Below are 25551 nucleotides of genomic sequence, written 5' to 3'. Positions count from 1 at the left end.
CCGGCGCTCCGATGGACGCCGGTGACGGCCCAGGAGACCGGTACCGGGCCTATCTCGCCTGCCTGAACGAACGACGGTTCGACGACCTCGGCGGGTTCGTGCACGATCCGGTGGTCCACAACGGACGCCGGCTGTCCGTCGCCGCGTTCGGGGACCTGCTCCGCCGGGACGTCGCGGAGATCCCCGACCTGCACTACGCGATCGAGACGCTGGTGACCGACGCCGACCAGGTCGCGTGCCGGATCCGCTTCGACTGCACCCCGGCCGGGTTCCGGGGCCTGCCCGCCGCCCAGGAGCCGATCTCGTTCGTCGAGCACGCCTTCTACCGGTACGAGGCCGGGCGGATCGCCGAGATCCGATCGCTGGTCGACATGGACGCGATCCGCGACCAGCTCGGCGTCCCGCGCTGAGCGCGGCCCGGCCGCGGTCAGGGCGCCGCGCAGGTCGGCGGCGCGCAGGGCGGCGGCGCGGCACCGTCCGAGCCGCCCGGGGCGGCCGGCAGGGCCCCGGACAGCATGGTGATCACGAAGGCGGCCAACCAGATCAGCGCGCCGGACAGGCCGACGACGGACAGCCCCGCTGCCGAGATCGCCGTCCGGTTCCCGCGGACCCCGCCGCGGACCGCGGCCACCGTGCCCAGCACCAGCCCGCCGGCCGCGAGCACCAGCCCGCCCGAGGCGAGGGCGAGCCCCACCAGGCCCGGCGGGGCGCCGATCGACAGGGCCACCGCGACGGCGACCGCCAGCGTCCCGAGGACACCGAGCACCAGCGCGGAGGTGCCCAGACCCACTGCGGGCGCGGGGACGGACGGCGCGGCGGGTGGCGCGGCGGCGGCAGGGTCGGGGAGCACGGGCACAGCATCGCCGACTCCGGGCACCCGAGCGCGCCCCGGGAGCCCGCAGATACCCAGTTCTGGGTACACCCTCGGCAGGTGTCCGGCTGCGACCGACCGGCGGTGTGGCGGCGACCGCCCTACGGTGGCCGTATGACCTCCACCGCCGACAAGGCCACCGCGCTCCAGCAGCTGCACGCCGCGCCGGATCTGCTGCTCGTCGTCAACGTCTGGGACGCGATCACCGCCAAGGTCGTCGCCGAGACGCCGGGCACCACGGCGCTCGCCACGGCCAGCCACGGCATCGCCGCGGCGCACGGCTACGACGACGGCGAGAACATCCCGCGCGACGAGATGATCGCCGCGGTCGGGCTGATCGCCCGCACCGCGGGCGACCTGCCGGTGACCGCCGACCTGGAGGCGGGCTACGGCGACCCGGGCGGCACGATCGCCCGCGCCATCGACGTCGGGATCGTCGGCGCCAACCTGGAGGACCAGGTCAAGCCGCTGCGCGAGGCGGTGCAGGCGGTCGAGGCGGCCGTCGCCGCCGCCGAGAAGGCCGGCGTCGACTTCGTGCTCAACGCGCGCACCGACGCGTTCCTCAAGGCGGGCGACAAGGACCCGGCTGCCGTGCTGGACGACGCGATCGAGCGCGGCCGCGCCTACCTCGACGCCGGCGCGTCCAACTTCTTCGTGCCCGGCAAGCTGGACGAGACCCAGGTCGGACGCCTGGTCGAGGCCCTCGGCGAGCGGAAGGTGAACCTGATCGGCATCCCCGGCTCGATCCCGCTGAAGACCGCGCAGGAACTCGGCGTCGCCCGTGTCTCCTACGGTCCGTGGAGCCAGAACGTGGCGCTCACCGCACTGGCCGAGCTGGCCGAGGACGTCTACCGCGGCGGCGGGCTGCCGGAGGGCACCCGGAAGCTGAACTGAGCGGCGGCCGGGCCGGCGCCACGCTGCGCCGGCCCGGCCCCCGGCCTCACATGTCCGGCGCGTCCGCGTTGGACGGCGTGACCTTCTGCGCGACGACCGCGTCGAAGTTCCGCAGGATGTACTCCCCGGTCCGCTGGGACAGCGCACCGATCGTCGACGTCGGGTTGACCGCGGCGCCGGTGGTCAGCGTGCTGCCGTCACAGACGAACAGGTTCGGCACGTCCCAGGTCTGGCACCACTTGTTGAGCACCGAGTCGGCGGGCGTGTTGCCCATCCGGCAGGTGCCCATCAGGTGCCAGCCCGGCGGCGGGTAGAGCACGCCGGTGTCGTTGGTCTCCACCGCACCGACCGCGCGGGTCGCCTCGAAGATCTTGCCGATGCCGTACTCGGCGAGCGCGACGTCGTTGGGGTGCAGCGCGTAGTTCACGTGCGCGGCGGGCAGCCCCGACGAGTCGGTGACGTCCGGGTCGAGGGTGACCCGGTTCGTCTCCACCGGCAGGTCCTCGCCGAACATGAAGACCATCAGGTGGTTGGCGAAGTGCGAGTCGAAGAACTCGCGGTGCCGGGCCCCCCACGGCGCGGTGTAGCCGGTGTGCGTGCCCATCGCGGCGTAGGCCGGGCCGAAGCTGCGGGCGACCTGCATGCCGAAGCCGTTGACGAAGCCCCGGCTCACATCGGTGTGGTAGAACTCGTGCGAGTACAGCGGGGCGCCGAAGCTGCCCTTGAAGCCCTCGACGGGCTCGTCGAACCACGAGTCGCAGAACGCGAAGACGTGGTGCATCAGGTACTTGCCGACGATCCCGTTCGAGTTCGCCAGGCCGTCCGGATGCCCCTTCTGGGCGCTCTGCAGCAGCAGCCGTGGCGACCCGATCCCGTTCGCGGCGAGCACCACGATCTTCGCCCGCACCTCGTGCCGCTGCCCGGTGCTGCGGTCGACGTAGGTCGCCCCGGTGGCACGGCCGCCGGCGGCGTTGATCGTCTCCACCCGGGCCATCGTGCGCAGGTCCGCGCCGTGCCGGACGGCGTAGGGCCAGTGCGCGTTCGCCGGAGTGGACAGCGACCCGGTCGGGCTGCCGGACAGCTCGTTGCCCATCGCCTGGTCGGCCTGCCGGTTCTCCCGGTCCCGGGTGATGATCGCGTTGTCGGACGGCCACCAGTGCCAGCCCAGGTCCCGCGACGCCTTGGCGTACTTCAGGCCGAGCTTGCCGGGCAGCACCTCCGGATCGCGCACCGCCTGCTTGCGGTCCGGGTAGGACGGGTCGCCGATCCGGCCGGAGATGCCGTAGATCTCGTCGCTCTCGTCGTAGAACGGGGCGAGGTCCTCGTAGCTGATCGGCCAGTCGATCGTGCCCTCGAGCCCGTGCTCGGTGCCCTTGCGGAAGTCGACCGGCTTGTAGCGCGGCCAGTGCCCGGCGTAGTGCACCGTGGAGCCGCCGACGTTGTTCATCATGTACGGCGTGGTCGTCCCGGTGACCGGGTAGTCCTCCGGGAGCTGCCGGACGTTCGGGTCGTAGGCCCAGCCGCGCTGCTTCTCCAGCTCCCACTCGTCGTGGTAGTGCGGGTGCTCGGACGGGGTGACCCAGGGGCCCTGCTCCAGGCACACCACCCTCATCCCGGCCTTCGCCAGCTTCAGCGCGATCCCGGCGCCACCCGGGCCGGCTCCGATGATCAGGACGTCGGTCTCGTCGTATGCGGCCATGACGTGCTCCTCACTTCGTCCAGGAGAGCTGGGACAGGTCGACGCGCACGACGTCGTCGGTCTCCAGGTACGAGCCGTTCTCGGCGGCCCGGGTCAGCAGCTCCTCGTCCCACGGCTCGGTGGTCTGCAGGTAGCCGTAGGGCAGCGGCGGGCCGTGGTAGTCCCGCCCGGCGGGCAGGTTCCGGTTGATCGCCAGGGTGACCACGGGCCGCGAGTAGTAGCCGTAGTAGACGAGCGCACGCAGCTGCTCGAAGAGCGGGTCACCCGCCTCCTCCAGCGCCGCGACGGCCGCGGCGCGGGCGGTCGCGTCACCGTCCACGAACGACTGCCCGAGCCGGTCGAGGCCCGCCGTGACGGCGTCCTCCTCGGCGAACGGGTAGTGCTTGTTCCGGTAGCCGGACGGGGTGACGTAGCGGCCGACGAAGGCCACGATGTCGATCTCGTCCGATCCGGCGTCCGGCCAGGCCGGGTCCGGCGGGATCATCGTCTCGGCGACCGCGCGGATCACCGCGGCCTGCCGGCCGGTGAACCGGATCGGTTCCTGCAGGCCGCCCAGCCGGGGCCGGCCGCTCTCGAAGAACCCGCCGGCCTCGCCGGGCGGCGCGGTCGTCTCCGGCGCCCCGAACGGGGCGGGCTTCTCACCCGGTGCGTCGTTCACTGCTGTCCTCCTCCTCGTCGAAGAGCGCTCTACAGGGGGGCGCCGGCCCAGTCGGTGCCCGCGCGCAGGCCGCCGTCGAGGTTGACGCTGACGTGCTTGACCTGCGTGTACCCGTGCACAGCCTCGAGGCCCTCCTCGCGGCCGGTGCCGGACTGCTTGTGCCCGCCGTGCGGGGTCATCGGCAGCTCGCCGAACCAGTCGTTGATCATCACGCCGCCGACCTGCAACCGGCGCGCGGTGGACAGCAGCCGGGTGATGTCCCGGCCGAGCAGCACCGCGAACAACCCGTAGATGCTGTCGTTGACGGCCTCGACCAGCTCGTCCTCGGTGGTCCAGGCGTGCACCGACGCGACCGGGCCGAAGATCTCCTCGCGGGCGATCCGGGCGTCGTGCGGGACGTCGACGAAGACCGTCGGCTCGACGAAATACCCGCCCTCGGGCGCCCCCGCCGGGCGTCCGCCGCCGTAGTGCAGCGTGCCCTCGGTCCGGCCGATCTCGATGTAGTCGCGCACCCGGTCGTACTGCTTCTGCGAGACCAGCGGTCCCATCTGGGTGCCGTCGGCGAAGCCGTCGCCGATCCGGGTCTCGTCGAGCCGCGCGGTGAGCTTCTCCAGGAACGCCTCGCGCACGTCGGCGTGCACGAACAGCCGGGTCCCGGCGACACAGACCTGCCCGGTGTGCGAGCAGAAGCCCTGCACGGCGGCCTCGACGGCGTCGTCGAGGTCGGCGTCCGGGAACACGATCGTCGGGCTCTTGCCGCCGAGCTCCAGGTTCACCTGGGCGACGTGGTCGGCGCCCAGCTTCGCGACGGCCTTACCGGTCTCGGTGGAGCCGGTGAAGGTGATGCCGGCGACGTCCGGGTGCGCGGCCAGCGAGGCGCCCGCCTCCGGGCCGAACCCGGTGACCACGTTGAAGACGCCGTCCGGGAAGCCGGCCTCCTTGACCAGCTCGGCGAACTTGCAGGCGGACAGCGAGGTGTCCTCGGCCGGCTTCACGACCACGGTGTTGCCCAGCGCCAGCGCCGGTGCACAGGACCGGACCAGGATCAGCAGCGGGTAGTTCCAGGGAACGATGTGCGCGGTCACGCCGAGCGGTTCGAGCAGCGTGAACGACAGCTTGTCGCCGGGCACCTCGATGGTGCGGCCGCCGACCTTGTCGGCCAGGCTCGCCCAGTAGTCCAGCCAGAGCGGGATCGCCCCGATCAGCTCGCTCGCCTTGGCCAGGTAGTGACCGGAGTCGAGTGCCTCCAGCCGGGCGAGCTCGTCGGCGTTCTCGGTGACCAGCCCGGCGAGCGTGCGCAGCAGGGCGGCGCGGGCGATGGCGTCGGTGAACTGCCAGTCGACGGCGGCCCGCTTCGCCGCGGCGACGGCCCGGTCGACGTCGGTGCCGTCGCCGCGCGGGACCTGCGCGACGGTCCGGCCGGTGTTCGGGTCGACGGTCGGGAAGGTCGCCCCGGCCGCGGCGGGGACGAACTCGCCGTCGACGAACATCGCCACGTGCTCGGCGGTGCGGGCGTCGGCGTCGAGGGTGAGTGCGTGGGTGCTGACGGTCATGGGAGATGGCCTCCTTGCCACGGGGTTCAGGGACGCTGGACGTGCTCGCGGTCGTCGAGCACCCGGCGCGCCTTGTGCTCGCTGCGCTCGAAGGTGTCGGGTGCGACGACCTCGACGCCGACCCGCAGGCCGACGACCCGGTGCAGGCCGCGCGCGGCCTCGGTCTCGAAGGCGGCGGCGTGCCCGGGGGCGGCCTCGGCGCGGACGACGATCTCGTCCATCGAGCCGGTGCGGGTGACCACGACCCGGTGCTCGCCCGCGTAGCCCTCGATCGAGCGCAGCACGTTGTCGATCTCGGTCGGGTACACGTTCTCGCCCCGGATGTGGATCATGTCGTCGATCCGGCCGTAGACCCCGGCCGGCAGCCGCGGGTAGGTGCGGCCGCAGCCGTTGGTCCCCAGCTCCCAGCGGGTCAGGTCGTTGGACGCCAGCCGGATCATCGGCTGCGACGTGCGCTCCAGGTGGGTGTAGACCGGGGTGCCCTCGTCGCCGTACGGGACGGTGCGGAAGGTGCCCGGGTCGCAGACCTCGTGCCAGACGATGTCCTGCCAGAGCAGCATCCCGTCCGGGCTGCCCGCGGTCGCCGACGCCGACATGAACGGCGTCATCTCGGCCATCGTCCCGCAGTCGACGACCCGCGCCCCGAACGCGTCGGCGATGGCCTTGCGCACGGTCGGGACCGACGCGCCGGGCTCGCCGGAGAAGAACATGACGTCGATCCCGAACTCGCGCGGGTCGATCTTCTCCTGTTCGGCGACCTCGGCCAGGCGCAGCGCGTAGGAGGGCGTCGAGTAGAACGCCCGCGGACGGGTCCGGGCCAGCCACTGCACCGCCCGCGCGGTCATCCCGGACGCTCCGGCGCCGTAGGGGAAGACCTTGCAGCGCAGACGTTCCGCTCCGGACATCGCGCCCCAGGAGCCGAGGTAGAGGGAGAACAGCGCGGAGACGAACACGGTGTCGCCGGGGCGCACGCCCATCCCCCACAGGATCCGGGCGTGGTTGTCCGCGATCACCTCCCAGTCCCGGCGACCCATCGCGAACGCGGTCGGGGTGCCGGTGGTGCCGGAGGTGCCGTGGATGTGGTGCAGCTCGGCGTCGTCCACGCAGACGTAGTCGCCGAACGGCGGCGCGTTCTCCTGCGACTCGCGCAGCTCCTGCTTGGTGACCACCGGGACCTGCTCGAACGCCTCCCAGGTGGTGACGTCGCCGACGTCCAGACCGATCGCGTCGTACTTGCGGCGGTAGAACGGCGAGGTGGTGTACGCGTAGCGCAGCACCTCCTGCAACCGGACCAGCACCGCCGCGTCGCGCTCCGCCGGATCCATCGTCTCCCGGTGCGGGAACCAGTACGGGCTGTCCGGATCCGGCAGGTAGGACTGGTCGTAGCCGGCCGGGAAGTGCCACTCCTCCATCTGGTCGCTCACTGTTTCCTCCGCTCGATCTCGGCGTCGTTCCAGGGGGTCAGCGCCTGGTGGTCGGGGACCCAGCCGAGCCCCTTGCCCGCGTCCGGCGAGGGCGCGTCCCGGCTGGTCACCACGTCGATCACGGCCGGCGCGTTCGCCAGTGCCCGCTTCAGCGCGTCCGGCAGCTGCCCGGGCTCGGTGACCCGTTCGCCGTGCGCACCCAGCGCCTCGGCGAGCGCCGCGTAGTCGTTGTGCTCGAGATCGGTGCCGACGACGAGGCCGTAGTTCTCGGCCTGGTCGTAGCGCTCGATGTTCCAGGCCGCGTTGTTGGAGACGATCACCACGATCGGCGCACCGTGCCGGACGGCGGTGTTGACCTCCATCGCGTTGATCCCGAACGCGCCGTCGCCGGTGACGGTGATCGCCGGCGAGTCCGGGTTCGCCAGCGCCGCGGCGATCGCGAACGGGACCCCGACGCCGAGGCAGCCGAAGGCGCCCGCGTCGAGATAGCGGGCCTGCGGCGGGACGCCGAGCCGGGCGAAGCTGAGCAGGTCGCCGCCGTCGGCGACGACGGTGGCGCCGTCCAGGTCGAGCTCGGCCAGTGCGACGAAGATGTGGTTGGGGTGCATCCGGCCGTCGGCGCCGGGCGGGGTCGCGGCCAGCTTCTCCCGGTAGCCCGAGGACCGCTCCAGGTGGGCGGCCCGCAGCTCGTCCCGCCAGGCCGGATCGCCGGACACCACGGCCGCCAGCTCGTCCAGGGTGGACCCGACGTCGGCGAGGATCTCCACCTCGCCGCGCCGGTTGTCGTACAGCTCGCCCGCCGAGTCCGCGATCCGCACCCAGCGGGCCTGCGGGAACGCGGCCGGCGAGCCGAAGCCGAGCTGGTAGTCGAGCTGCCGGCCGACGGTGACCACCAGGTCGGCGTCGCGCATCACCCGGCTGCGCAGCGCCCCGACGACGGCCGGATGCTCCTGCGGCACCAGGCCGCGGCCCTCCTGGGTGTCGAGGTAGGCGGCGCCCGAGGCGTCCAGGAACCGCACCAGCGCCTCCGGCGCCCGGCGGGCGCCGCGACCGGTGATCACCACCGGCCTGCGGGCGGCGGCGACCAGCGCGGCGACCGCGGCGACGTCGTCCGGGTGCGGGCGGGACCGGCGGGCGGGCGGGAGCCGCAGGTACTCGTCGAGGACCACCGCCGGCGGGACGGTCTCGCGCAGCACGTCGGTCGGGATCTCCAGGTAGACCGGCCCCGGTTCGGTCGCGTCGCCGGTGGCCCGGGCCCACCCCTCGTCGAGCTCGCGCAGCACCTCGTCGGCGACCCGCAGGGTGCGACTCTGCCGGGTCACCGGGCGGAGGATCTCGGTGTGCGGGATGTCCTGCAGCGGATGCTTGTTCGCCTGCGGCCGGGGCGGGCAGCCGCCGAGCAGGATCAGCGGGATCCGGGAGACCGAGGCGTTGGCGACCGCGGTGACGGTGTTGGTGACCCCCGGCCCGGCGGTGGCCAGCGCGATGCCCATCTCGCCGGTCAGCTCGGAGTGCGCGTGCGCCATGTGCACGGCGGCGGCCTCGTCCCGGACGTCGACGATCGCGACGCCCAGCCGGGCCAGCCGGTCCCAGATCGGTTGGATGTGCCCGCCCTGCAGGCCGAACACCCGCCGGACCCCGCGTTCGTACAGGAATCGCGCGACCAGCTCGGCGACGGCGGACGGAGGTTCCTCGCTCATGCGGCTCCTCGGGCTTCCTCGACCGGTGACATGCGCCACCTACTTTGCGCATACTGAATTCAGAAGTCAACCGGATGCCGAGCGGTGCCCGCGTCCCGGTAACCTGATGCCGTTGTCCGACGGGAGGATCCGACGATGCGGAAGGACGGTTCGCCGCGATGACGGCACTGCCCGCACCGCCCTCGCGCGTGCAGCAGGTCTACGACGCGATCGTCGACGACATCTGCACCGGCCGGCTCACCCCCGGCACCCCGCTTCGCCAGGAGCAGCTGGCCGAACGGTTCGCGGTGTCCCGCCAGCCGGTGCAGCAGGCGCTGCTCCTGCTGCGCAACCAGGGGATGCTCCGCGACTTCGGCCGGCGCGGCCTCGAGGTCGCCCCGGTCGACGTCGAATTCGTCCGGCACCTCTACGGGCTGCGCGCGGTGCTCGACGGCTACGCCGCCCGCTGTGCCGCCGGAAAGCTCTCCGCCGAGGAGTCCTCGCGCGGGTTCGCCCTGGTCGCCGAGGGTCAGGCCGCTGACCGCGAGAAGAACTACGCGCGCATGGTGGCGGCCGACATCGACTTCCACCGGTTCGTCACCGAGCACTCGGGCAATCCGCTGCTGATCGAGAGCGCCGGGGTGATCTGGCGGAACGTGCAGCGGGTGATGGGCGAGCTGCTGTTCCGCGGCAGCGCCCCGAAGTGGGTCTGGGAGGACCACGCGGCGATCTTCTCCGCGGTCGTCTCGGGCGACGCGGACCGGGCCGAGATGCTGGCCCGCCAGCACGCCGAACACGGCGAGCAGCTCATCCTGGACGCGCTCGCCGGGCACCCCGAGGAGACCGGGGACACCGCGACCGGCACCGCATCCTGATCCGGTCCTGATCCGGTCCTGATCCCGGCCCGGTCCGGGCCCGACCGCACGACCGGTCCGGCCGGACCGGCTCCCCCGGCGTCGTCGCTCCGCTTGATTCTGAATTCAGAATGTTGCATCGTGCGACGCTGTCCGTGCTCACTCAGCGCCGAGGAGCCCTCCGATGGCCGCACGTCCCGATCCCGGGCACGCCCGGGCCGACACCACCGACGACCGGGTGTACCGCACGATCGCGATCCGGCTCGTCCCACTGCTGTTCGTCTGCTACACCGTCGCCTACCTCGACCGCGTCAACGTCGGGTTCGCACGGCTGCAGATGGACGACGAGCTCTGGTTCTCCGACGCCGTCTACGGCATCGGCGCCGGGGTCTTCTTCGTCGGCTACATCCTGTTCGAGGTGCCGAGCAACATCGTCCTGCACCGGGTCGGCGCCCGCCGCTGGATCGCCCGGATCATGGTCAGCTGGGGGCTGGTCTCCGGGCTCATGGCGCTGGCGAGCTCCCCCGCCTCCTTCTACCTGCTGCGGTTCCTGCTCGGTGTGGCCGAGGCGGGCTTCATCCCGGGGATCCTGCTCTACCTGACGTACTGGTTCCCGGCGCACCGGCGCGGACGGATCACCGCACTGTTCCTCACCGCGATCCCGGTGGCGACCATCTTCGGCGGACCGCTGTCAGGCTGGATCATGCAGACCTTCGACGGGATCGGCGAGCTGCGCGGCTGGCAGTGGATGTTCGTCCTGGAGGCGGCGCCCGCGGTGCTGCTCGGGCTGGTCGTGCTGCGCCGGCTGGACGACCGGGTGGCCGACGCGACCTGGCTGACCGAGACGGAGAAGGCCGTCGTGGCCCGCGATCTCGCCGCGGACGACGAGGCCCGGCCCGGCGCGCACACCAGCGTCCGGTCGACGCTGCGCAGCCCGGTGATCTGGCTGCTGGGCGGGATCTACTTCACCATCGCACTCGGGATCTACACGATCAGCTTCTGGCTCCCGACGATCATCTCGCGCAGCGGGGTGGAGTCCACGGTCACCGTCGGGCTGCTCTCCGCGGTGCCCTACCTGTTCGCCGTGGTCGCGATGGTGTGGGTGGCCACGCACGCCGACCGGACGGGGGAACGCCGGTGGCACACCACCGTGCCGTGCGCGGTCGGCGGGATCGGGCTGGTCGCGGTCGGGCTGACCCAGTCCGCCACCGTCCCCGCACTCGTCGCGCTGACGGTGGCGGCCGCGGCGATCTCCAGTGCCCAGGCGGCGTTCTGGAGCCTGCCCACCGCCCTGCTCTCCGGGGTCGGCGCCGCGGCGGGCATCGCGCTCGTCAACTCGATCGGCAACGTCGCCGGTGCGGTGAGCACCTCCCTGGTCGGGGTGGTCTCGGAGGCGACCGGTAGCACCGCGGGCAGCCTGTACCTGTTCGGCGGCGTGCTCGTCGTCGGCGGAGGGCTGGTGCTCGCGCTCCGGATCGGCCGGTGATCCGCTACTCGTCCGGGTCGGCGAAGGCCCGGCCCAGGTCGCGGGAGAGCTCCAGTGCCCGGCGCGCCCAGTCCGGGGTGGCGCCGGCCAGCCCGCAGGCCGGGGTCGGGACGGCGAGCCGGGCCAGCCGGTGCCGGTCGAAGCCGAGCCGGTCGGCGAGCTCGAACCCGGCGCGGGCGAGCTCGCCGATCTCCGGCTCGCGGCGCGGCGCGGTGCTCGGCACCAGCCCGAGCAGCAGCGGCGTCCCGGCGTCCCAGGTCTCGCCGATCGCGTCCAGCGCGGCGGGCTCGGCGGAGGCGCCGGCGAAGGCGGGCCGGGTCGCGTCGATCCCGACGGCGGTGGCGCCGGCCCCGGCGAGCAGCCGGATCGGCGGGCGGTCGGCGCAGCAGTGCACGACGACCGGGGCGTCCACCGAGGAGATGAGGTCGCGCAGCACGTCCTGCGCGTCGGGTGCGCGCACGGCGCGCACGGTGCCGTAGCCGGACGCGGTGGGCAGCGAGCCGGCGATCACCGCGGGCAGGCCGGGCTCGTCGAGCTGGACGACGACCGACGCCCCGGTGCGCGCGGCGATCTCGGCGACGTGACCGCGCAGTCCCTCGGCGAGGCTGGCGGCGAACTCGCGGACGGCGCCGCGGTCGGTGAGCACCCGGTGCCCGGACGCCAGCTCCACCGCGGCGGCGAGCGTCCACGGCCCGGCGACCTGGATCTTGACCCAGGCCGGCCGGGCGCGGTCGCAGGCGTCGTCGAACGCGTCCAGGTCGCCGGCCATCAGGTCGCGGGCCCGGCGCAGGTCGCGGCCCGGCCGCGCGGTGACCCGCCAGCCGGTGGGGACGACCTCGACCGCGAGGTCCACCAGCAGCCCGGCGGTGCGGCCGATCATGTCCGCGCCGACGCCGCGCTCGGGCAGCTCCGGCAGTGCGGGCAGCTCCGGCGTCTCGCCGACGACGAGGGCCGCCGCCTCCCGGATGTCGGTCCCCGGCAGCGACCCCACCCCGGTGGCGATGCCGGTGGGCCACAGCTCCCGCGGATCGGCGGGCTCCTCGGGCGCGGCGTCGACGACCTCGATCCGGGGCTCGGGCGGGCGGCTCTCGCCGGGTCGCACGTCACCCAGGCCGGCGGCGGCGAGCGCGGCGGCGAGCGGATCGTCAGAACTCACCCGCCCAGTCTCCCCCTCCGCGGTGCCGGCTACGGCGCCGACCCGTCGCCGGCGAGGACGAAGACCGGGTAGCGGTGTGCGACCGCGGCGATCTCGGCGGCGGACGAGTCCGGGGTGAGATCGTCGAAGAAGACCTTCGCCATCCGGCCCAGCTCGCGCAGGTAGGACTGCAGCACCGGCACGGCCGCGTCGTGGGACAGCTCGGTGGCCCGGATCCGCTCGGTGGTTCCGGCCCGGAGCGCGGCGTGGCCGCCCGCGGCGCGCAGGTTGCGCACCCAGTCGGTCTCGCCGCGCGGGGAGATCAGGAAGCGGCCCCCCGCGCCGGCGAACGGGGTGAGCGGCACCGTGCGCAGCCGGCCGCTGACCCGGCCGGGGACGACCAGCACCACCGTGCCACCGGGGAGCACACCGCGCCCGGCGAGCTTGCCGAGCAGCGGGTTCAGCAGCTTGCGGTGCACGATCCCCGGTGCGCGGTAGTTCGAGTCGACCATGGGACCAGCCTTGCAGGGGGCGGGGCGCACCGCGAGCGTCAGGACAGCACGAAGATCGGGTGCCTGCGGGTGGCGGCGGCCAGCTCCTCGTCGGACGACGAGGCGTCGACACCGTCGAAGAAGGCCCCGACCTCCCACGCCCAGCGACGCAGGTACTCCCGCAGCACCGGCACCGAGTCGACCGGCTCGGTCAGCTCGGTGGCGCCGACCTGCTCGGTCCGCCGCCCGACGGTCAGCTCGGCCTGCCCGGCGACCCGCAGGTTGCGGACCCACTGCGTCTCGCCGCGCGCGGCGACCAGGTAGCGGCGGCCGTCGAGGGGCAGCGGGTTCACCGGGACCGTGCGGATCTCACCGGAGCTGCGGCCCCGGACGCCGAGCACCGCCGATCCGGCGAGCGGGAGTCCGAGCCGGGTCAGACCGGCGACCAGGGGGTTCATCAGGTAGCGGGTGAGCCGGCCGGGGGCCTGGTAGTGAGAGCGCTGATTCGTCATGAGAGCAGTGTTCACGTTTCTGCGGGGAAACGCAAGAGCAGTGCTCTCGTTCGTGGGCGCGTGCTTCCCCGGGGATCGGCCGCAGCGCGGCGTCGCACCCCGGTGGGGATCTCGTCCCCTGTGGACGGACTCGGTGGTGGTGGCGTCGGTGGCGTCGCCCGCAGGGCACGCGGCGCCGCACCCCCAACGCGACACCGCACCCCGGGAACGAGTCGCCGCACCCCCAGCACGACGTCGCACCCGCTCCAGCCGGTGCGCAGACAGTGCCGGGGTGCGAGCAGATCCGGGACGCAGTCGCGGACCACCCCCACCCCCGCGTCACCGCCCCGGGTGCGGCGCCACGGCCCCGGCGGTGGATCGCCCCACCTCAGCGCGACGCCGCACCCCGGGGATCGGTCGCCGCACCCCCAGCGCGACGCCGCACCTGATGGAACAGGTGCGACGACGGCGCCGGGGTGCGACGTGCAGCGGCCGGGCGGAGCGGAGCGGCCGCGCGGGCGGAGCGGCCGCGCGGGCAGAGCGGCCGCGCGGGCAGAGCGGCCGCACGGGCAGAGCGGCCGCACGGGCAGAGCGGCCGCACGGGCCGGATGGCGGTGCGAGCGCCCGGGGCGGGGTGCGATCCCGCGCGGTGGCCGGCTCAGCCGGTCCCGGCGATGGTGGCCGATCCGAGCACGATGTCCCCGTCGTCCGAGGGCCGGTAGAAGGCGACCGCCTGGCCCGGCGCGACGCCCCGCAGCGGCTCGGCCAGTGCCACGGTGATCCCGTCGGCCGACGGGGTGACCTCCGCGGCGGCCGTCCCGCCGTGCGCCCGCACCTGCACGACGCAGTCGAACGGCGCCTCCGGGGCGGACCCGGACGTCCAGACCGGCGAGTGTGCGGTGATCGACCGCACGTCGAGCGCGGAGTCCGGCCCGACCCGCACGGTGCCGCCGACCGGCTCGATCCCGAGCACGTAGCGCGGGCGCCCGTCGGCGGCGGGCCGGTCGACGCCGAGGCCCTTGCGCTGCCCGACGGTGAACCCGTGCACCCCGTCGTGGGTGCCGAGCACCTCGCCGGACGCGTCGTCGACGACGGTGCCGGGGCGGCTGCCCAGCCGGTCGCGCAGGAAGCCCTGGGTGTCGCCGGTCGGGATGAAGCAGATGTCGTGACTGTCCGGCTTGCCGGCCACCCGCAGCCCGAGCCGCTGCGCCTCCGCGCGGATCTCCGGCTTCGGGGTGTCGCCCACCGGGAACATGGCGTGCCGCAGCTGCCCGGCGCGCAGCACGGCGAGCACGTAGGACTGGTCCTTGCCGGGATCGGCCGAGCGGCGCAGCTCCGGCACCGCCGGGTCGAGACGCGCGTAGTGCCCGGTGCAGACGGCGTCGAACCCGAGCGCGAGCGCCCGGTCCAGCACCGCCGCGAACTTGATCTTCTCGTTGCAGCGCAGGCAGGGGTTCGGGGTCTCCCCCGCGGCGTAGGCGGCGACGAAGTCGTCCACCACGTCCCGGGTGAACTCCTCGGACAGGTCCCACACGTAGTACGGGATGCCGAGCACGTCGGCGGCGCGGGCGGCGTCCGCCGAGTCCTCCTTCGAGCAGCACCCGCGGGATCCGGAGCGGATGGCGTCGCGGGTCCGGGACAGTGCCAGGTGCACACCGACGACGTCGTGCCCGGCGGCCACCGCCCGCGCGGCGGCGACCGCGGAGTCGACGCCGCCGCTCATCGCGGCAAGGACGCGCACCGGATCAGCCCGTCACCGTGGCGGGGGTGCGCCCGGCGCGGCGGGCGCGCTCGATGACCGAGCCGATCGCCCCGGCCAGCGCGATCACGTCGGCGCGGGTGCTGGTGTGCCCGAGCGAGAACCGCAGCGAGCCGCGGGCCGTGCACTCGTCGGCGCCCATCGCCAGCAGCACGTGGCTGGGCTGCGCGACGCCTGCGGTGCACGCGGAGCCGGTCGAGCAGTCGATGCCGTGCGCGTCGAGCAGCATCAGCAGGCTGTCGCCCTCGCAGCCGGGGAACGACAGGTGCGCGTTGCCGGGCAGCCGGTCGGCGCCGAGCGGGGCGCCGTTGAGCACCGCGTCCGGGACCTCGGCCAGCACCGCGGCGACCAGCTCGTCGCGCAGCGCGGCGATCCCGGCGCGCCGCCACGGGGCGGTGGAGACCGACTCGGTGACCGCGGCCGCCAGCCCGGCCAGCGACGGGACGTCGAGGGTGCCGGAACGCACGTCCCGCTCCTGGCCGCCGCCGTGCAGCAGCGGGGTGCACTCGACGTCGCGGCCCAGCAGCAGCACCCCGGCGCCGTACGGGCCGCCGAGCTTGTGCCCGGTCAGGGTGAGCGCGTCGGCGCCCGACGCCGCGAAGTCGACGTCGAGGATCCCGACGGCCTGCACGGCGTCGGTGTGGAACGGGACGCCGAACGCGTGGCTGATCTCGGCCAGCTCGCTGACCGGGTTGACCGTGCCGACCTCGTTGTTCGCCCACATGACCGACACCAGGGCGTTCGCGTCCGGGTCCTCGGCGAGCGCCGCGCGCAGCGTCTCCGGCCGGACCCGGCCGGTGGCGTCGACCTCGAGCAGACGCAGCCGGGCGCCCTCGTGCGCGACCAGCCACTCGGCCGCGTCGATCACCGCGTGGTGCTCGACCGCGGACACCAGCACCCGGGTGCGGCGCGGGTCGGCCGTGCGGCGGGCCCAGAACAGGCCCTTGACGGCCAGGTTGTCGCTCTCGGTCCCACCGGCGCAGAACACGACCTCGGACGGCCGGGCGCCGACCGCATCGGCGATCCGCTCCCGCCCCTCCTCGACCTCGCGCCGGGCCCGGCGGCCCGACGAGTGCAGCGACGACGCGTTGCCGGTGCGGCCCAGCGCGTCGCTCATGGCGGCGACGGCTGCGGGCAGCATCGGTGTGGTCGCCGCGTGGTCCAGGTACGTCATCGGCACCCAGGATAATCCCCGCGCGCGCGGACCGGGCGCCTCACCCGCGTCCGGCGCGCACCCCCGGCGCAGGCACCGGGCGGCGGACGTGGTCGCGGGCCCGCCGGGCCAGCCCGCGGCGGTCGTCGGTCCCGGGTTCGACGAGCTCGCCCACCCGCACCTCGCAGACCAGCCCGGGCAGCCGCAGAACCCGCCCGAGCGTGTCCCCCAGGGACTGTCCACCGACGAACGCGGCCGCGGTGGTCGGGCGTCCGTCCGGTGTGGTGAGCGCGATGGTGACCGGCCGGACCGGCACCGCAGCGTCGATCGCGGCCTGGAACGGGGCCCGCCGGTAGTCCCCGCCCACCGCTCCGCACCAGGTCGTCGCCTCCGGGAACACGCCGACCAGCGCACCGGAGCGCAGCGCGCCGGTGACCGTCGCGACGGTCGCGGGCAGCCGGGACAGGCCCTCGCGGTGCACGAAGACCGTGCCGACCACGGCGCCGAGCGTCCCGATCAGCGGCCAGTCCCGGACCTCCCGCTTGGCGAGCATCGTCACCGGGCCGAGCGCGCCGAGCGCCGGGATGTCGATCCAGGACGTGTGGTCGGCGACGACCAGCGCGCCGCGGCCGTCCGGCGGGGCGAGCGGACCGCCCCGGACGACGAGCCGCACCCCTGCCCCGCGGAGCACCGCGCGGTGCAGGGCACGCAGCACCGGGCCGAGTGCCCGGGGGCCCGCCGCGGCGGCCGGCGGCACGGTGAGCAGGGCGAGGCCGAGCACCGCGAGCAGCACCGCGGCCCGGCGGACCAGCCGCCACCGGCCGGTCGTCGCCGGGGCGGGCAGGCACTGGTCGGCGGTGCACGGCGACCAGGCGGCCCAGGGGCCGCCCGGCCGCTGCGCGGCCGGCGGCACGGTGGGATGGGTCGGGTGCCCGTGCCTGTGCCCGGCCCCGGCGTGCGGCGGCACACCGGCACCGGGCGGGGCGGGCAGGGCGGGCGGTGCGGATAGGGCGGACGGGGCGGATCGCGCGGGCAGGGCGGGCAGGGCGGACGGGGCGGATCGCGCGAGCAGGGCGGGCGGGGCCGGCGGGGCCGGCGGGGCCGGCGGGGCGGATCGCGCCGGCGGGGCGGATCGGGCGGGCAGGGCGGCCGGGCGCGGGTCGGTAAGCAGAGCAAGGGCAGGCCCGGTAAGCAGAGCAAGGGCGGGCCCGGTGGGCAGTGCAGGGGCAGGCCCGGTGGGCAGTGCAGGGTCCGCCCCCGGGGCAGGTCGCGGCCCGGCGGGCGGCGCGGTCCCGCCGGCCGGATCGGCCGCGAGCGTCATCCCCGGGGCCCCGCGGGCGCGTCACCCAGGAAGAACCGGCGGTAGCGCGGGTCCATCAGGTCCATCCCGAGCAGCACCGGGAAGTCGGCGACGCCGAAATCCGGATCGTGCGCGGGCGGCCCGCACACCCAGGTGCCCAGCCGCAGGTAGCCGCGCAGCAGCGGCGGCATCGTCGTCGTGCGGTGCCGCGGCGCGGTGGCCGGGTCCCACGGCCGGTGCGGGACGGTCCGGTACCCGGCCGGGGCGAGGTGCCGCTCGCGGACGGTCTCCCAGACGCCGGCCGCACGGCTGCCGCCGTCGTCGAGCCCGACGCTGGCGCAGCCGATCAGCCAGCGGTGCCCGGTGAGCAGCATGTAGCGGGCCAGCCCGGCCCACACCAGCCCGACGACGGCGCCCGCCCGGTGGTCGGGGTGCACGCAGGACCGGCCGGTCTCCACCAGCGAGCCGCGCAGCGGATCGAGCGCGGACAGGTCGAACTCGCCGTCGGCGTAGAGCCCGCCGGCCTCGTGCGCGCCGCGCGGCGGGAGCATCCGGTAGGTGCCGACGATCTCGCCGGTGGCGTCCTCGCGGACGACGAGGTGGTCGCAGAAGGGATCGAAGCGGTCGACGTCGCGGCCGGGCACCGGGGAGTGCAGCCGGGCCCCGAGCTCGCCGGCGAACACCCGGTACCGCAGTGCCTGCGCGGCGGCGACGTCGTCGGCGTCGGTGGTGAGCAGCAGGGAGTACCGCCGGGCGGCGGTCTCCGGGGTGGAGACGATCACCTGGTTCACACCGGTGTTGGTACCGGCCGCAGCCGACGCCCGGACGGTCCGGCGGTGGCGCCGGGATGAACGCCCCCCGACGGGGCCGGGCGGGATGTCGGCCGGGTGTCGGCGCAGGCAGGCCCCGGTTGGCAACAGGTGAACGGGCCCCGCACGCGACGACGCCCGGTCACCGCGCGGGGCGGTGGCCGGGCGTCGCCGGTGCGGACGCCGGAGCGTCAGCTCTTGCGCTTGGTGATCTCCTCCTGCAGCTGCGGCGCGACCTTGAACAGGTCACCGACGATGCCGAAGTCGGCGACCTCGAAGATCGGCGCCTCCTCGTCCTTGTTCACCGCGACGATCGTCTTCGACGTCTGCATGCCGGCCCGGTGCTGGATCGCCCCGGAGATGCCGAGTGCGATGTAGAGCTGCGGCGACACCGACTTGCCGGTCTGCCCGACCTGGAACTGCGGCGGGTAGTAGCCCGAGTCGACCGCGGCGCGCGAGGCGCCGACGGCCGCGCCGAGCGAGTCGGCCAGGCCCTCCACGACGGTGAAGTCCTCGGCCGAGCCGACGCCGCGGCCACCGGAGACGATCACGGTCGCCTCGGTCAGCTCCGGGCGCGATCCGCCCTCGATCGGCTCGCGGGCGGTCACCGTGGCCTGCCGGCCTGCGGCCGCCGGGACCTCGACGGTCTCCCGCGCACCGGCACCGGCGCTCGCCTCGATGTCGATCGCGCCCGGGCGCACGGTGATCACCGGGTGCTCGGTGTTCGCCTTCGCCTCGGCGGTGTAGGCACCGCCGAACACCGAGTGCGCCACGCCGTCGGCGGTGACGCCGACCACGTCGCCGAGCAGGCCGGAGTTCGTGCGGACGGCGAGCCGCCCGGCGATCTCCTTGCCGTTCGCCGACGCCGAGATCAGCACCGCGGCCGGCGAGGCGGACCCGACCAGCGCCTCCAGCACCCCCACCTCGGGGGCCAGGAAGTCGGTCGAGTCGGTCTCGGCGACGTAGATCTTCTCCGCGCCGTTCTGCGCCAGCCCGTCGGCCAGCTTGTCCGCCACCCCGGCGGCACCCACCACGACGGCGGACGGCTCGCCCAGCGCGCGGGCGGCGGTCAGCAGCTCGTAGGTGGTCTTCTTGACGTCTCCGTCGACGTGGTCGACGAGAACCAGTACCTCAGCCATGGTTTCCGGTCTCCTAGGAAGAAGGGGTTTCGACTACGCCGACGGGTCAGATCAGCTTCTGGCCGACCAGGTACTCGGCGATCTTCGCGCCGCCGTCGCCCTCGTCGGTCACCTTCTCGCCCGCCTGCTTGGGCGGCTTCGGCGCGGACGACGTGACCGTGGTGAGCGCGTTCGCCAGCCCCACCTCGGACGGGTCGATCCCGGCACCGGCCAGGTCCAGCGACGTCACCGGCTTCTTCTTCGCCGCCATGATCCCCTTGAACGAGGGGTAGCGCGGCTCACCCGACTTCTCCCCCACCGACACGACGGCGGGCAGCTCGGCGGTCAGCCGGGTGACGCCGTCGTCGGTCTCCCGCTTGGCGGTCACCGTCGTGCCCTCGACCGAGATCTCGTTGGCCCAGGTCAGCGCGGGCACCCCGAGCAGGTCGGCGATCATCGCCGGCACCGCCGCGATCTGGCCGTCCGACGCCGAGTTGCCGGCGATCACCAGGTCCCAGCCCTCGACGGTGCCGATCAGCTTGGTCAGCGCCTTCGCCGTCTGCACCGCGCACGAGCCGTGGATGGCCTCGTCGGACAGGTGCACCGCGGAGTCCGCGCCCATCGACAGCGCCTTGCGGATCGCGTCGGTGGCGCTGTCCGGGCCGATCGTCACCACGACGACCTCGGAGCCCTCGTTGGCCTCCTTCACCTGCAGCGCCTGCTCGACCGCGCGCTCGTTGATCTCGTCGATGACCGCCTCGGTCCCCGCCCGGTCCAGGGTGTGGTCGGAGTCGGACAGCTTCCGCTCCGAGTAGGTGTCGGCCACCTGCTTCACCAGGGTCACGATCTTCATAGGACCTCTTCGACCTCCTGCCGCGGCGGCCTGCGCACACCGCGTCGTCCTGATTCGCGGTCCGGCACCGGTGGTCCGGTCCCGTCCCGTCTCGCGTCACCGTGACGGTGCTGTGCCGCGCGCTCTGCCGAGCGGAGGTGGGCCGCGGCGTCGCGCCCGTCGTGTACCCGGTGACTCTGCCAGCGTCGTGCCGTAGTGGCACGCCGTGCCACTGTGACGTTCATTGTTACCAACGAGTAGCCATGTGGCAAACGCCCGCGAGCGGTGACCGTACTCACGCGCGCGTCACGTCACGCCCGGCACGCGCGACGTCACACCGTGCATCGCCTGGAGGAGGGACGGGTTTCGCTACCGTCGGCACCTCGGACACCGGCAGGAAGGAGCCGTCGTGCAGGTGACCGGGTTCGACGACCGGTTGGGGACCGGCTACGTCCTCAGTACCGGGGCGCACGCCGACGAGGACGTCCCGGGCAGCCGGGTCGTGCAGCACGGCGGGATGACCGTGCGGGCCACGGAGGGCCTCGCCGCGATGCTGGAGGACGCGCTAGCCTACCGGCCGACCACCCGGTTGGGGTGGGGCGGGCCGGAGGTCCCGCTGACCCTGGAGGACGCGACGCTGCTCGCCTGGCTGCGGCAGGACGTCGGCGGGGTGGTCGCCGTCGCGGGCGAGCCGGCCGCCTGACCGGCCCGCGCCGCGGTCAGACCCGGGCGGGCACCAGCATCCGCTCGGCGAGCTCGCAGTAGAGCCGGCCGATCCCGTCCGGGGTGTAGGGGCCGGACGGGGTGAACCAGCGGGCCACGTCGACCCCCAGCGAGAGCACCGCGGTCGCGACGCCCCGCACGTCCGGCCGCTCCGGGTCCACCCCGCCGAACACCTCGGCGACGACCTCCCGGACGATCCGCTCGGTGGCCCGGCGCAGCACCGTCACCTGCTCGCGGTGCTCCGGGCCGAGCGCGGCGAACTCGTACTGCACGACCCGGGCAACGGTGCGCTGCTCGGCGTGCCAGCGGCTGAAGGCGTAGACCAGCGTCCGGAAGGCGTGCCCGGCGGGTTCACCGGCGGCCGCGGCCCGCACCAGCCCGAGCGCCCGCGCGTGGCCGCGCCTGCTGACCTCGAACAGCACGTCGTCCTTGGACCGGAAGTGCACGTAGAGCGCCGCGGTGCTCAGCCCGGAGCCGGCGGCGATGTGCCGCAGCGTGGTGGCGTGGAAGCCGCGGTCGGCGAACGAGTCGATCGCGGCGACGACGATCGCCCGGGCGGTCGGCGGCAGATCGGACCAGAGATCGTCACCGGCGAGCAGCACGGCGCCGGCCGCGGCCGCCCGCCCGGCGTCCCCGGTCACCGGCCCGTCCACCTCGGTCATCCGCACGTCCCCGTCCTGCGCACCGCGTCCCGGTGACGCCCTGCACACCCCATCATCCCCACTTGCCCCGGCGCTCCCCGCACTGGTACTTACTAAGCAATTAGTTACTCGCGAAGGAGCGCCGATGCCCGACGCCGTGATCGTCGCCGCCACCCGTTCGCCGATCGGGCGGGCCCGCAAGGGCTCGCTCGCCGGCGTCCGGCCGGACGACCTGGCCGCCCGCATGGTGCGGGCCGCACTGGACCGGGTCCCCCAGCTCGATCTTGCCGAGATCGACGACGTGATCCTCGGCTGCGGGCTCCCCGGCGGCGAGCAGGGCGACAACATGGGGCGGATCGTGCCCGTGCTGCTCGGCCTGGACACCGTCCCCGGCACGACGGTGACCCGGTACTGCGCGTCGTCGGTGCAGAGCACCCGGATGGCGATGCACGCCATCCGGGCCGGCGAGGGCGACGTGTTCGTCTCGGCCGGGGTGGAGACCGTCTCCCGCTACGACCGCGGCACCTCCGACTCCTGGCCCGGCACGCACAACCCGCTGTTCGCCGGCGCCGAGCAGCGCACCGCCGAGGTGGCCGCCACCGGCGCCGCGGGGTGGACCGATCCGCGCGCCGCCGGGGAGCTGCCGGACGTCTACATCGCGATGGGCCAGACCGCGGAGAACCTCGCGCTCGCCGAGGGCGTCACCCGCGAGGAGATGGACCGGTTCGCCGTCCGCTCGCAGAACCTCGCCGAGGCCGCGATCGGCGACGGCTTCCACGCCCGCGAGATCACCCCGGTCACCCTCGACGACGGCACGGTCGTCGACACCGACGACGGCCCGCGCGCCGGGGTCACCTACGACGCCGTGGCCGGGCTGAAGCCGGTGTTCCGGCCGGACGGGCGGGTCACCGCAGGCAACTGCTGCCCGCTCAACGACGGCGCCGCCGCACTCGTCGTCATGTCCGACACCCGGGCCCGGGACCTCGGCATCACCCCGCTGGCCCGGGTCGTCGCCACCGGTGTCTCCGGGCTCTCCCCGGAGATCATGGGGCTGGGCCCGGTCGAGGCGTCCCGGCAGGCACTCGCCAGGGCCGGCATGACGATCGACGACGTCGATCTCGTCGAGATCAACGAGGCGTTCGCCGCGCAGGTCGTCCCGTCCGCCCGGCACCTGGGGATCGACCCGTTCGGTGACACGCTCAACGTGCACGGCGGCGCCATCGCCCTCGGCCACCCGTTCGGCATGACCGGCGCCCGGATCACCACCACCCTGCTGAACGGCCTGCGCGCCCGGGACGCGAGCATCGGCCTGGAGACCATGTGCGTCGGCGGCGGGCAGGGCATGGCGATCATCCTGGAGAGGCTGTCCTGATGGCGAACCTGACCTTCGACTTCACCGGCCGCTCGGTCGTCGTCACCGGGGCGGCGCGCGGCGTCGGCCGGGCGATCGCCGAGCGCTTCACCGGCGCCGGGGCGAGCGTGTTCCTGGTCGACTTCGACGCCGACGCGGTCGCGGCCACGGCCGCCGAGCTGGGTGCGACCGGCATCGCGGCGGACGTGTCGGACACCGCGGCGGTGACCGCCGTCGTCGACCGGGTGGTGACCGACACCGGCCGGCTCGACGTGCTCGTCAACAACGCCGGGGTGCTGCGCGACGGCGTGCTCTGGAAGCTGACCGACGACGACTACGAGACCGTGATGGCGGTGCACGCCGGCGGCACCTTCCGGTTCACCCGGGCCGCGGTGCCGCAGTTCCGGGCGCAGGGCTCCGGCCGGGTGGTGAACGTGACCTCCTACACCGGGCTGCACGGCAACGTCGGCCAGTCCAACTACGCGATGGCCAAGGCCGGGATCATCGGCTTCACCCGCACCGCGGCGAAGGAGCTGGCCCGGTTCGGGGTCACCGTCAACGCGATCTCGCCGAACGCACGCACCCGGATGGTCGAGTCGATCCCGCAGGCCAAGCTGGACGAGCTGGCCGCGCAGATCCCGATGGGCCGGTTCGCCGAGCCCTCCGAGATGGCCGACGCGGTCGCCTTCCTGGCCTCCGACGAGGCCGCCTACGTCACCGGCGTCGTGCTGCCGGTCGACGGCGGACTGTCCATCTGAGCCCGCGGCCCCACCGAACCGAAGGAGATCCGGTGCCCGGATCATCGCAGCTGCTCTCGCGTCCCGACCTGGACTTCCTGCTCCACGACTGGCTCGGCGCCGGATCGCTCACCGCCCGGGAACGCTTCGCCGAGCACTCCCGGGAGACCTTCGACGCCGTCCTCGACGTGTGCGCCGAGATCGCCGCCGAGCGGTTCGCCCCGCACAACAAGCGCAACGACACCGAGGAACCCCGCTTCGATCCGGCGGGCGGCGGCCGGGCGGTGCTGCACGACGAGGTCCGCCCGGCGCTCGACGCGCTCGCCGGGACCGGACTGCTCGCCGCGACCGCGGACGCCGGGGTCGGCGGGCTGCAGCTGCCGCACGTGGTGCGCTCGGCGTGCGTGGCCTGGTTCGCCGCGGCGAACATCTCCACCTGGGCCTACGCCTTCCTCACCGCGGCGAACGCGAACCTGCTGCTCGCGCACGGCTCGCCGGAGCAGGTCGAGACCTGGGTCCGGCCGATGCTCGAGGGCCGCTTCCACGGCACCATGTGCCTGTCCGAGACCCAGGCCGGGTCGTCGCTGGCCGACGTCACCACCCGGGCCGAGCCGCAGGACGACGGCAGCTACCGGCTCACCGGCACCAAGATGTGGATCTCCGGCGGGGACCACGAGCTGGGCGAGAACATCGTCCACCTGGTGCTGGCGAAGATCCCCGGCGGACCGGCCGGGGTGAAGGGCATCTCGCTGTTCGTCGTGCCCAAGTTCCTGGTCGGCGACGACGGCACCCCCGGCGAGCGCAACGACGTCGTGCTGGCCGGGCTGAACCACAAGATGGGCTACCGGGGCACCACGAACGCGGTGCTGAACCTCGGCGAGGGCGGCCACACCCCCGGCGGGGCACCCGGCGCCGTCGGCTACCTGGTCGGCGAGCCGCACCGGGGCCTGTCCTACATGTTCCACATGATGAACGAGGCCCGGATCGGGGTCGGCGCGGGCGCCGCGGCGCTCGGCTACACCGCCTACCTCAAGTCGCTGGACTACGCCCGCACGCGTCCGCAGGGACGCCCGGTCGCCGGCCGGGACCCGGGCCAGCCGCAGGTGCCGATCGTCGAGCACGCCGACGTGCGCCGGATGCTGCTGGCGCAGAAGTCCTACGCCGAGGGCGCGCTCGCGCTGGTCCTCTACTGCGGGCTGCTGCTCGACGAGCAGGAGACCGATCCCGACCCGGCCGGGCGGGACCGGGCGGGGCTGCTGCTCGACGTCCTCACCCCGGTCGCGAAGAGCTGGCCGTCGCAGTGGTGCCTGGCCGGCAACGATCTCGCCATCCAGGTGCTCGGCGGCTACGGCTACACCCGCGAGTACGACGTCGAGCAGCACTACCGGGACAACCGGCTCAACCCGATCCACGAGGGCACCCACGGCATCCAGGGCATCGACCTGCTCGGCAGGCGCACCGCCGCCCGCGACGGCGCCGGGCTGGACGCGCTGGACGGGCTGATCGCCGGGACGGTCGCCCGGGCCCGCGCCGGCGGCGCCGAGGCGAAGGAGTACGCCGAGGACCTCGACGCCGCCCGGGCCCGGCTGGTCGGGGTGACCCGGGCACTGCACGCCGAACCGGACGTCACCGCCCGGCTGGCGAACGCCTCGATCCACCTGGAGGCGACCGGGCACGTCGTCCTGGCCTGGATCTGGCTGGAGCAGCTGCTCGCCGCCGGTGACCGGGCCGACGACCTGGGCCACGGCAAGCGGGCCGCCGCCCGCTACTTCTTCCGCTACGAGCTGCCCCGCACCGGGCCGCAGTTCGACCTGCTCGCCGCGGTCGACCGCACCACCACCGATCTCGACCCGTCCTGGCTGTAGCCGACCCCCGTCGAGCGTTGCGAGATGG

General features: G+C 74.2%; 24 protein-coding genes. 8 read left to right on the top strand and 16 right to left on the bottom strand.

Annotated elements, in window-relative coordinates:
* The first annotated feature begins 11 nt into the window (after window positions 1–11).
* The gene (locus tag ABD160_RS02930) at window positions 12–410 is read left to right on the top strand and encodes an ester cyclase (RefSeq protein ID WP_344018038.1); all 399 of its coding nucleotides are present in this window, start codon (window positions 12–14) and stop codon (window positions 408–410) included.
* Between the two features lie 17 nt (window positions 411–427).
* Here ABD160_RS02930 and ABD160_RS02925 read toward each other — a convergent pair whose 3' ends face one another.
* Window positions 428–850 carry a hypothetical protein gene (locus ABD160_RS02925; protein ID WP_344018037.1) on the bottom strand — a complete coding sequence of 141 codons (423 nt, stop codon included), beginning with the start codon at window positions 848–850 and terminating at the stop codon, window positions 428–430.
* Between the two features lie 135 nt (window positions 851–985).
* On the opposite strand from ABD160_RS02925, the gene ABD160_RS02920 reads away from it, so the two are divergent.
* On the top strand, window positions 986–1765 hold the full coding sequence (locus ABD160_RS02920) for an isocitrate lyase/PEP mutase family protein (RefSeq protein WP_344018036.1): 780 nt from the start codon (window positions 986–988) through the stop codon (window positions 1763–1765).
* A gap of 46 nt (window positions 1766–1811) precedes the next feature.
* Here ABD160_RS02920 and ABD160_RS02915 read toward each other — a convergent pair whose 3' ends face one another.
* Genes ABD160_RS02915 through ABD160_RS02895 form a run of 5 tightly spaced genes read right to left on the bottom strand, consistent with a single transcriptional unit; the run spans window position 1812 to window position 8799 of the window.
* Window positions 1812–3464, bottom strand: a complete 1653-nt coding sequence (locus ABD160_RS02915) for a GMC family oxidoreductase (RefSeq protein WP_344018035.1) — start codon at window positions 3462–3464, stop codon at window positions 1812–1814.
* Window positions 3465–3474: 10 nt separating this feature from the next.
* On the bottom strand, window positions 3475–4122 hold the full coding sequence (locus tag ABD160_RS02910; protein ID WP_344018034.1) for a gluconate 2-dehydrogenase subunit 3 family protein: 648 nt from the start codon (window positions 4120–4122) through the stop codon (window positions 3475–3477).
* Window positions 4123–4151: 29 nt separating this feature from the next.
* Complete coding sequence (locus ABD160_RS02905; protein ID WP_344018033.1) at window positions 4152–5675, bottom strand: aldehyde dehydrogenase family protein; 1524 nt, start codon at window positions 5673–5675, stop codon at window positions 4152–4154.
* Between the two features lie 26 nt (window positions 5676–5701).
* Entirely contained in the window at window positions 5702–7099 is a 1398-nt protein-coding gene (locus ABD160_RS02900; RefSeq protein ID WP_344018032.1) for a phenylacetate--CoA ligase family protein, read from the bottom strand.
* Window positions 7096–8799, bottom strand: coding sequence for a thiamine pyrophosphate-binding protein (locus ABD160_RS02895; RefSeq protein ID WP_344018031.1), 1704 nt, complete (start codon window positions 8797–8799; stop codon window positions 7096–7098). Before ABD160_RS02895 ends, ABD160_RS02900 begins: the two co-directional genes overlap by 4 nt.
* A gap of 158 nt (window positions 8800–8957) precedes the next feature.
* Between ABD160_RS02895 and ABD160_RS02890 the strand changes: the two genes are divergently transcribed.
* Together ABD160_RS02890 and ABD160_RS02885 are read left to right on the top strand one after the other, a co-directional pair.
* Window positions 8958–9653, top strand: coding sequence for a GntR family transcriptional regulator (locus ABD160_RS02890; RefSeq protein WP_344018030.1), 696 nt, complete (start codon window positions 8958–8960; stop codon window positions 9651–9653).
* A 163-nt stretch (window positions 9654–9816) separates the two neighbouring features.
* Window positions 9817–11118: an MFS transporter gene (locus ABD160_RS02885; RefSeq protein WP_344018029.1), complete on the top strand. Its 1302-nt coding sequence runs from the start codon at window positions 9817–9819 to the stop codon at window positions 11116–11118.
* A gap of 4 nt (window positions 11119–11122) precedes the next feature.
* Here ABD160_RS02885 and ABD160_RS02880 read toward each other — a convergent pair whose 3' ends face one another.
* The 9 genes from ABD160_RS02880 to ABD160_RS02840 form a co-directional block, all read right to left on the bottom strand.
* A complete protein-coding gene (locus ABD160_RS02880; RefSeq protein ID WP_425563570.1) occupies window positions 11123–12184 on the bottom strand; it encodes a methionine synthase in 1062 nt (353 codons plus the stop codon).
* A gap of 119 nt (window positions 12185–12303) precedes the next feature.
* Window positions 12304–12765, bottom strand: a complete 462-nt coding sequence (locus ABD160_RS02875; RefSeq protein WP_344018028.1) for a deazaflavin-dependent nitroreductase — start codon at window positions 12763–12765, stop codon at window positions 12304–12306.
* 38 nt (window positions 12766–12803) lie between these two features.
* Window positions 12804–13256 carry a nitroreductase/quinone reductase family protein gene (locus ABD160_RS02870; RefSeq protein WP_344018027.1) on the bottom strand — a complete coding sequence of 151 codons (453 nt, stop codon included), beginning with the start codon at window positions 13254–13256 and terminating at the stop codon, window positions 12804–12806.
* A gap of 637 nt (window positions 13257–13893) precedes the next feature.
* On the bottom strand, window positions 13894–14976 hold the full coding sequence (mnmA, locus tag ABD160_RS02865) for a tRNA 2-thiouridine(34) synthase MnmA (protein ID WP_344018026.1): 1083 nt from the start codon (window positions 14974–14976) through the stop codon (window positions 13894–13896).
* A gap of 4 nt (window positions 14977–14980) precedes the next feature.
* A complete protein-coding gene (locus tag ABD160_RS02860; protein ID WP_344018025.1) occupies window positions 14981–16168 on the bottom strand; it encodes a cysteine desulfurase family protein in 1188 nt (395 codons plus the stop codon).
* Between the two features lie 40 nt (window positions 16169–16208).
* The gene (locus tag ABD160_RS02855) at window positions 16209–17114 is read right to left on the bottom strand and encodes a lysophospholipid acyltransferase family protein (protein ID WP_344018024.1); all 906 of its coding nucleotides are present in this window, start codon (window positions 17112–17114) and stop codon (window positions 16209–16211) included.
* 350 nt (window positions 17115–17464) lie between these two features.
* Window positions 17465–18238 (bottom strand): GNAT family N-acetyltransferase, encoded by a 774-nt coding sequence (locus ABD160_RS02850; RefSeq protein ID WP_344018023.1) that lies wholly within the window; start codon window positions 18236–18238, stop codon window positions 17465–17467.
* A gap of 209 nt (window positions 18239–18447) precedes the next feature.
* Window positions 18448–19395 (bottom strand): electron transfer flavoprotein subunit alpha/FixB family protein, encoded by a 948-nt coding sequence (locus tag ABD160_RS02845; RefSeq protein WP_344018022.1) that lies wholly within the window; start codon window positions 19393–19395, stop codon window positions 18448–18450.
* A 46-nt stretch (window positions 19396–19441) separates the two neighbouring features.
* Window positions 19442–20227: an electron transfer flavoprotein subunit beta/FixA family protein gene (locus ABD160_RS02840; protein WP_344018021.1), complete on the bottom strand. Its 786-nt coding sequence runs from the start codon at window positions 20225–20227 to the stop codon at window positions 19442–19444.
* Window positions 20228–20615: 388 nt separating this feature from the next.
* Between ABD160_RS02840 and ABD160_RS02835 the strand changes: the two genes are divergently transcribed.
* Window positions 20616–20909: a hypothetical protein gene (locus ABD160_RS02835; RefSeq protein WP_344018020.1), complete on the top strand. Its 294-nt coding sequence runs from the start codon at window positions 20616–20618 to the stop codon at window positions 20907–20909.
* Between the two features lie 16 nt (window positions 20910–20925).
* Here the strand turns inward: ABD160_RS02835 and ABD160_RS02830 are convergent, their stop codons facing one another.
* Entirely contained in the window at window positions 20926–21591 is a 666-nt protein-coding gene (locus tag ABD160_RS02830; RefSeq protein ID WP_344018019.1) for a TetR/AcrR family transcriptional regulator, read from the bottom strand.
* Window positions 21592–21715: 124 nt separating this feature from the next.
* Here ABD160_RS02830 and ABD160_RS02825 point away from each other — a divergent pair, with 124 nt between their 5' ends.
* The 3 genes from ABD160_RS02825 to ABD160_RS02815 are packed head-to-tail and all read left to right on the top strand — an operon-like array spanning window position 21716 to window position 25523.
* Window positions 21716–22942 (top strand): acetyl-CoA C-acetyltransferase, encoded by a 1227-nt coding sequence (locus tag ABD160_RS02825; protein WP_344018018.1) that lies wholly within the window; start codon window positions 21716–21718, stop codon window positions 22940–22942.
* Window positions 22942–23679: a 3-oxoacyl-ACP reductase family protein gene (locus ABD160_RS02820; protein WP_344018017.1), complete on the top strand. Its 738-nt coding sequence runs from the start codon at window positions 22942–22944 to the stop codon at window positions 23677–23679. The genes ABD160_RS02825 and ABD160_RS02820 overlap by 1 nt, the downstream gene beginning before the upstream one ends.
* Window positions 23680–23711: 32 nt before the next feature.
* Entirely contained in the window at window positions 23712–25523 is a 1812-nt protein-coding gene (locus tag ABD160_RS02815) for an acyl-CoA dehydrogenase (RefSeq protein ID WP_344018016.1), read from the top strand.
* Window positions 25524–25551 lie beyond the last annotated feature (28 nt).

Origin of the sequence: Pseudonocardia kongjuensis (assembly GCF_039526905.1) — a bacterium.
Classification (GTDB): domain Bacteria; phylum Actinomycetota; class Actinomycetes; order Mycobacteriales; family Pseudonocardiaceae; genus Pseudonocardia; species Pseudonocardia kongjuensis.
Note: the sequence above shows the minus strand (reverse complement) of the source record. Positions and strands in the feature narration are given on the sequence as shown.

What these genes read in the sequence shown, in the direction of transcription:
- ABD160_RS02845 (WP_344018022.1), bottom strand. Translation starts at nt 19,395, where the DNA reads ATGGCTGAGGTACTGGTTCTCGTCGACCACGTCGACGGAGACGTCAAG.
- ABD160_RS02930 (WP_344018038.1), top strand. Translation starts at nt 12, where the DNA reads ATGGACGCCGGTGACGGCCCAGGAGACCGGTACCGGGCCTATCTCGCC.
- ABD160_RS02870 (WP_344018027.1), bottom strand. Translation starts at nt 13,256, where the DNA reads ATGACGAATCAGCGCTCTCACTACCAGGCCCCCGGCCGGCTCACCCGC.
- ABD160_RS02920 (WP_344018036.1), top strand. Translation starts at nt 986, where the DNA reads ATGACCTCCACCGCCGACAAGGCCACCGCGCTCCAGCAGCTGCACGCC.
- ABD160_RS02875 (WP_344018028.1), bottom strand. Translation starts at nt 12,765, where the DNA reads ATGGTCGACTCGAACTACCGCGCACCGGGGATCGTGCACCGCAAGCTG.
- ABD160_RS02915 (WP_344018035.1), bottom strand. Translation starts at nt 3,464, where the DNA reads ATGGCCGCATACGACGAGACCGACGTCCTGATCATCGGAGCCGGCCCG.
- ABD160_RS02895 (WP_344018031.1), bottom strand. Translation starts at nt 8,799, where the DNA reads ATGAGCGAGGAACCTCCGTCCGCCGTCGCCGAGCTGGTCGCGCGATTC.
- ABD160_RS02860 (WP_344018025.1), bottom strand. Translation starts at nt 16,168, where the DNA reads ATGACGTACCTGGACCACGCGGCGACCACACCGATGCTGCCCGCAGCC.
- ABD160_RS02840 (WP_344018021.1), bottom strand. Translation starts at nt 20,227, where the DNA reads ATGAAGATCGTGACCCTGGTGAAGCAGGTGGCCGACACCTACTCGGAG.
- ABD160_RS02830 (WP_344018019.1), bottom strand. Translation starts at nt 21,591, where the DNA reads ATGACCGAGGTGGACGGGCCGGTGACCGGGGACGCCGGGCGGGCGGCC.
- ABD160_RS02890 (WP_344018030.1), top strand. Translation starts at nt 8,958, where the DNA reads ATGACGGCACTGCCCGCACCGCCCTCGCGCGTGCAGCAGGTCTACGAC.
- ABD160_RS02820 (WP_344018017.1), top strand. Translation starts at nt 22,942, where the DNA reads ATGGCGAACCTGACCTTCGACTTCACCGGCCGCTCGGTCGTCGTCACC.
- ABD160_RS02825 (WP_344018018.1), top strand. Translation starts at nt 21,716, where the DNA reads ATGCCCGACGCCGTGATCGTCGCCGCCACCCGTTCGCCGATCGGGCGG.
- ABD160_RS02885 (WP_344018029.1), top strand. Translation starts at nt 9,817, where the DNA reads ATGGCCGCACGTCCCGATCCCGGGCACGCCCGGGCCGACACCACCGAC.
- ABD160_RS02905 (WP_344018033.1), bottom strand. Translation starts at nt 5,675, where the DNA reads ATGACCGTCAGCACCCACGCACTCACCCTCGACGCCGACGCCCGCACC.